Raw genomic sequence first — 5,360 nt, forward strand, 5'->3', positions numbered from 1 at the left:
GATTCCGGTAGAAGACTTTGCCTTTGCCATTCATGGGCTTTCCGCTGCGCCGCAAGCGCTGGCACAAAACAGCGCTGCCCTGCTGTTCTGCATTGAAGGCCAGGCGGTGATTGAGAAGTCCGGTCAACAGCTGGTGCTGAAACCGGGTGATTCCTGCTTTGTCGCCGCCAATGAGTCGCCGGTCAACGCGGCGGGCACCGGACGTCTGGCTCGCGTGTTTAATACGCTCAACTGAGATCCGGCTGACGCTGCCAGCATTAACTGCTATTCTTTCAAACTATTAATTTAAAACGCCTGCGGGCGTTTTTCTTCACCCGTCGCGCACCGACCAGCGGCGTGCGGACGCAAGGATAAGGACGACACAGCGATGAAAAAGACCCAGGTTGCCGTAGGTGTAATTGTGGCGCTCGGCGTGATTTGGACTGGTGCTGCATGGTTTACCGGTAAACAACTGGAAAGCCACATGGATCAGATGTTGCAAAATGCCAACGCGCAGCTGAATGCTTACGCGCCGAACAGCCGACTGACGCTGAGCTATCAGGATTACCAGCGCGGCGTGTTCAGCAGCAAAACCAAGTTGGTGGTACAAGCTAGCTCGCAAACCAATGACAATCCGCTGTTGAAGCCTGGTCAAAGCATCGTGCTGAACGAGACTATCGATCACGGTCCTTTCCCGTTCGCTCAGTTGAAGCGCGGCAGCTTGCTCCCAAGCATGGCGTCGGTGCACACCGAGCTGGAAAACACCGATGCGGTGAAGAAACTGTTTGAACTGACCAACGGCAAATCGCTGGTTAATGCTGATACCCGCGTCGGTTACAGCGGTGCGACCAATACCGATCTCAACCTGCTGGCGGTGGATTATAACAATCCGCAGACCGGCGATCGTCTGGCCACCAACGGCGGCACGCTGAACATCAGCGCCGACAATAAAGGCGACAAAGTCAGCCTCGACGGCGACTTCTCCAGCATCGCGGTCACCAGCAAAAATCAGGTGGAACAGCCAGTGCTGTTCACGCTCAATGGCCTGAAGCTGAGCGGCGATACCCACCTCAGCCCGGAAGGCGTGCGCGTTGGCGATCAGTCAATTTCTCTGGATAAACTGGATGCCAGCATCAACGGTCAGGAAGGTTTGTCACTGGAGAAGCTGAAAACCACCTCTTCCTTCGACAATAAAGAGGGCAAGATTGGCGGGCAGCTGGACGTCAACGTTGACAAGATCACCCTGCAGAAGCAGCCATTTGGTGAAGCTAAGCTGGCGATGAAGTTTGCGCAGTTCGATGCGCAGGCGGTGAAAGCCTTCTCGGATACTTACAACGCGCAGATGCAGGATCTGCTGAACCAGCCGGGCGTGGCGGAAGATCCAATTCGCTATCAGGCCAGCGTGCAAACCATCCTGCGTAATAACCTGCCAACGCTCTTGAAAGGCTCGCCAACGCTGAGCATCGCGCCGCTGAGCTGGAAAAATGACAAAGGTGAAAGCACCTTTAACCTGAACGTCGGCTTTAACGATCCGGCTACCGTCACTGGCGAAGCGCAGAGTTTGGGTGCCGCAGTGGATCGCGTGCTGAAAACCCTCGACGGCAAGCTGGCGATCAATATGCCGATGGCGACAGAAACCATGCGTCATGTCGGTTTAGCGGAAGGTTATCAGGGTGATGATGCGCAGAAGCTGGCGGATCAGCAGGTGAAAGGTTTAGCGGCGATGGGCCAGATGTTCCGCCTGACGCAGCAGCAGGATGACAACATCGTCACCAGCCTGCAATACGGCAACGGTCAGGTCACTATGAATGGCGATAAGATGACGCTGGAGCAGTTCCTGTCACGCTATATGCTGGGCGCACCGACCAGCGAAGGCATGCCAGAGTAATTAGTGGGGCGGCCAATTGGCCGCCCTTAAACTTCTCCGCGCATTAGCTGCGGCGGCACAATCAGGCTTTGAATCTCCGCTTCCGGCTGTGCCAGCCGCTGCAACATCCTTTCCGCCGCCCTTCTTCCTACATCACGCGCTTCGCTACTGACAAAGGTCATGGTGGGATCGTGCAACTCCCGCTGCGGATCGTCATTAAAGCCCACCAGCGCCAGTTGCTGCGTGTAGTAGCTATCCACCGCGCCTTCACCAAAGGTTCGCCCACAGCGTAACGCGCCAAAATAGCAGCCGAGCGCGGTGCTGCCGTTATGCGCCAGAATCGCGGTAATGCCGGGATGTTGACGCAACAACTGCAGCGTTAATGCCGACACGCTTTGCTGGCGATCGTCACACTCAATAATCCAGTCGGATCGAAACGGCAAACCGTATTGCAGCAAAGTGGCGCAATAGCCGCCAATCCGCTCGGCGCGCGTCAGAGACGAACCCAAACCGCCCATCCAGGCGATACGCTGATGGCCCTGACGAATCAAATACTCCGTCGCCATGCGCGCCGCCTGGCTGTTATCGGGACGCAATGAGTCGACATTATCCAGGCTGCTGGCGCGCGAAGCGCAGACTAACGCAATGTTCTGTTCCTGCGCCTGCGGCACCAGCGTTTCCGCCTGCGCCACCGCGCCGCCGAGCACAATCCCTTCCGCGCCCTGCGCCACCAGCGTGTCAAAACAGCGTTTAAGATGTTGGCCGTGCTGACCGCTTTGTGTCAGCACCAGCACTTTGCCCTGCTGCTCCAGCACTTCGCTGAGTCCGGCCGTCATCGCGGCATAAAATGGCTGGCTGAGATCGCGCACGATCAAGCCGATCACGCCGCTTTCGCCGCCGCGCAAGATTGAGGCCGAACGATTACGCACGTAGCCAAGCTGCTCAATCGCCTGATTGACACGTGTGGCCGTAGCGGGCGAAATACGCCCTTTGCCGGAGAGTACCAACGACACGGTAGAGACCGACACCCCGGCGACCAACGCCACATCATGAATAGTGGTTTTCTGCTGGGACATAGCCTTCCGTTACCCACGTCCAAATTCAAAGAGGTAAAACGTTACACTGATTGCACCAAAAATAAAGTCTGCAATTAGTCACTCTTTGTGATTATAGCCACAAAAATAAGTGGTAAAACGTTTTATCATCCTTGACCACATTGAAGCCTTTCACTTTTATTGCCAGGAGATCCTATGTCCGCCAGTCGTCCCAAAATGTCACTTTGGGAGTTTTTCCAAAGTCTGGGCAAAACCTTTATGTTGCCCGTCGCACTACTTTCGTTCTGCGGCATCCTGCTCGGTATCGGCAGTTCCCTCAGCAGCCGCGATGTGCTCACGCTCATCCCCGCGCTCGATCAGCCTTTCCTGCAATATATGTTTATCTGGCTGGCGAAGATCGGTTCCTTTGCCTTTAGCTATCTGCCGGTGATGTTTGCCATTGCCATTCCGCTCGGTATGGCGCGCGAGAACAAAGGCGTGGCAGCGTTTGCCGGTTTTGTTGGCTACGCGGTACTGAATCTGAGCATCAACTTCTGGCTCAACATCAACGGCATTCTGCCAACCACCGATGCGGCGGTACTGAAAGCCAATAACGTACAAAATATCCTCGGCATTCAGTCTATCGACACCGGTATTCTCGGCGCGGTTATTGTCGGTATCGTGGTGTTCTGGCTGCATGAGCGTTTCCACAACATTCGCCTGCCGGATGCGCTGGCGTTCTTTGGCGGCACGCGTTTTGTACCGATCGCCACCGCGATGGCGATGGGCGTGTTAGGTTTAGTGGTTCCGCATATCTGGCCATTCTTCGCCCGTGCGATTACCGGCCTTGGCTGGGTGATTAACAGCGCCGGTGAATTTGGTCCAATGATTTTTGGTACCGGCGAACGTCTGCTTTTACCGTTTGGTTTGCAGCACATTCTGGTGGCGATCATCCGCTTTACCGATGCCGGCGGCACCATGGATGTGTGCGGTAAAAGTGTCAGCGGTGCGTTAACCATCTTCCAGGCGCAGCTGGCCTGTGCGGATACGCACGGTTTTGCCGAGAGCGCCACGCGCTTCCTGTCGCAAGGTAAAATGCCGGCCTTCCTCGGTGGTTTGCCGGGCGCAGCATTGGCGATGTATCACTGCGCCCGTCCGGAAAACCGTCATAAAATTAAAGGCCTGCTGATTTCCGGCGTGGTGGCTTGCGTCGTGGGCGGCACCACAGAACCGCTGGAGTTCCTGTTCCTGTTTGTCGCGCCGGTGCTGTATCTGATCCACGCACTGCTCACCGGTTTAGGCTTCACCGTGATGGCGATGCTGGGCGTGACTATCGGTAATACCGATGGCAACGTGATCGACTTCTTCGTCTTCGGCGTGCTGCACGGCCTCTCCACCAAATGGTATTGGGTGCCGGTGATTGCTGCGGTGTGGTTCGTGTCTTATTACGTCATCTTCCGTTTTGCCATCAGCCACTTCAATATCAAAACGCCAGGTCGCGAAGTGGAAACCAACAGCGTGGAGCTGCAGGTTAATCGCGCGGCTGTCGGTAAATCGGGCTTCAACACGCCAGCGATTCTGTCGGCGCTGGGCGGCGTGGAAAACATCGCTTCACTGGATAACTGCCTGACGCGTCTGCGCATTACCGTGGTTGATATGAGCAAAGTGGATGATGCAACGCTCAAAGCCAACGGCGCGATTGGCGTGGTGCATGTTAATGCCACCAATCTGCAAGTGGTAATGGGCCCGCAGGTGCAGTCGGTCAAAGATGAGATGGCACACCTGATGAGCGCGACGGTGTAATGATGCAAGGTTTTGATTTTAATCAGGTGGTGGATCGCCACGGCAGTTGGTGTACGCAGTGGGATTTCGTGGCCGATCGTTTCGGCGTGGCGGACTTGCTACCCTTCACTATCTCCGATATGGATTTCGCCACTGCGCCTTGCATCATCGAGGCGCTGCAACAGCGCCTTACGCACGGTGTGTTTGGTTACAGCCGCTGGCAGCATGATGATTTTCTTTCTGCCATTCAGCACTGGATGCGCAGCCGTTTCGCTACTGAAGTCGCGGCAGAATCGCTGGTTTATGGCCCGTCGGTGATTTATATGGTGGCGCAGCTGTTGCGCCACTGGACGCAGCCGGACGATGAAGTGCTGATTCACACGCCCGCTTACGATGCGTTTTACAACACCATCAACGGCAATCAGCGTCGCGTGCTGGAGCTGCCGCTGCAGCGCCACGGAAGTGAATGGCTGTGCGACATGGCGCAACTGGAAACTTCACTGGCGCGTCCGCGCTGTAAAGTGATGCTGCTGTGCAGTCCGCACAATCCTACCGGCAAAGTGTGGCGCGAAGAGGAGCTGCGCCAGATGGCCGCGCTGTGTGAAAAGCATGGCGTAAAGGTGATCAGCGATGAAATCCATATGGATATGGTGCTGAGTGATGCGCAGCATACGCCGTGGAGCCGGGTTGCGCAGTCC

At 56.0% G+C, this 5,360-nt stretch carries 4 protein-coding genes and 1 pseudogene; 4 read left to right on the plus strand and 1 reads right to left on the minus strand.

Features of this window, described 5'->3' with window-relative positions; all coding sequences use genetic code 11:
* Both RTY00_RS10610 and RTY00_RS10615 read left to right on the plus strand, forming a co-directional pair.
* Positions 1–235: pseudogene (locus RTY00_RS10610) on the plus strand (mannose-6-phosphate isomerase); the annotation flags it as partial.
* Positions 236–367: 132 nt separating this feature from the next.
* Positions 368–1,867, plus strand: a complete 1,500-nt coding sequence (locus RTY00_RS10615) for a YdgA family protein (protein ID WP_312664402.1) — start codon at positions 368–370, stop codon at positions 1,865–1,867.
* Positions 1,868–1,893: 26 nt separating this feature from the next.
* Here RTY00_RS10615 and malI read toward each other — a convergent pair whose 3' ends face one another.
* Positions 1,894–2,922 (minus strand): Mal regulon transcriptional regulator MalI, encoded by a 1,029-nt coding sequence (gene malI / locus RTY00_RS10620; RefSeq protein ID WP_061720146.1) that lies wholly within the window; start codon positions 2,920–2,922, stop codon positions 1,894–1,896.
* Between the two features lie 174 nt (positions 2,923–3,096).
* Between malI and malX the strand changes: the two genes are divergently transcribed.
* Both malX and RTY00_RS10630 read left to right on the plus strand, forming a co-directional pair.
* Positions 3,097–4,683, plus strand: coding sequence for a maltose/glucose-specific PTS transporter subunit IIBC (gene malX, locus RTY00_RS10625; RefSeq protein WP_312664403.1), 1,587 nt, complete (start codon positions 3,097–3,099; stop codon positions 4,681–4,683).
* Positions 4,683–5,360: MalY/PatB family protein (locus RTY00_RS10630; RefSeq protein WP_312664404.1), on the plus strand; the 678-nt coding region annotated here is incomplete at its 3' end. The genes malX and RTY00_RS10630, both read left to right, overlap by 1 nt.

This window comes from Pantoea sp. CTOTU49201 (genome assembly GCF_032054795.1).
Taxonomy (GTDB): Bacteria; Pseudomonadota; Gammaproteobacteria; order Enterobacterales; family Enterobacteriaceae; genus Pantoea; species Pantoea symbiotica.

What these genes read in the sequence shown, in the direction of transcription:
- RTY00_RS10615 (WP_312664402.1), top strand. Translation starts at nt 368, where the DNA reads ATGAAAAAGACCCAGGTTGCCGTAGGTGTAATTGTGGCGCTCGGCGTG.
- malI (WP_061720146.1), bottom strand. Translation starts at nt 2,922, where the DNA reads ATGTCCCAGCAGAAAACCACTATTCATGATGTGGCGTTGGTCGCCGGG.
- malX (WP_312664403.1), top strand. Translation starts at nt 3,097, where the DNA reads ATGTCCGCCAGTCGTCCCAAAATGTCACTTTGGGAGTTTTTCCAAAGT.